The sequence below is a fragment of the Vibrio agarilyticus genome, from assembly GCF_012641465.1.
GTDB classification, from domain to species: domain Bacteria; phylum Pseudomonadota; class Gammaproteobacteria; order Enterobacterales; family Vibrionaceae; genus Vibrio; species Vibrio agarilyticus.
Genome location: NZ_JABAIK010000068.1, coordinates 1 through 553 on the forward strand (window position 1 = coordinate 1; position 553 = coordinate 553).

A 553-nucleotide genomic window follows, 5' to 3' on the forward strand; every position below is an offset into this window, starting at 1 on the left:
ATTGCCTCATTTTGTTCTTATTATTGCCCCGATGGGTGGTGGGGTAGGACTTATTAGCTCAGCTTATCTTTTTGGGTTTGTAGCTTTGCTTTTATTTTCTTCGAAATCTCTGGGATTTCATCGGATTGATTCATTCTTTTGATTTTCTTAAATGTTTCCTCGTTGAAGCTTTCCCTGTGCAATCCGGTTTTTGACTCTTCATGCAGTTTTTTGACGACGGCTTTCAGCAATTTCAAATCTTTTTGTAGTTTTTCCAGTCCTTTTTCGGTTCTTATTTCATTTCTTTGCCATCGTGCAATTTCATTGACTGCTGCCGTTGCCTGATTTAGGTTTGTGCCGATTTGTCTCAGGTCCTGTTGCGTCCTTTCGGCTGACTCGCCGGGAATATTGATGACAACGCCTTTTTCGTTGAACAGTTCAAGGAACATGTCGTATAGCATTGCGCCGATGCTGTTGTAGCCAGTATTTTCTTTCAAGTAGTCGAGCATCTCGTACTCAGACAATGTGGTTTTGAACCTCACCACTTCGGTTTTTTTATTTTCAGGAGCCAGTT

1 protein-coding gene is annotated in these 553 nt (G+C 41.2%); it reads right to left on the minus strand.

Going from position 1 to position 553, the window contains the following annotated elements:
* Positions 1–53: 53 nt before the first annotated feature.
* The coding region (locus tag HGP28_RS19050) for a hypothetical protein (protein WP_168837990.1) at positions 54–553 on the minus strand (500 nt) is incomplete at its 5' end.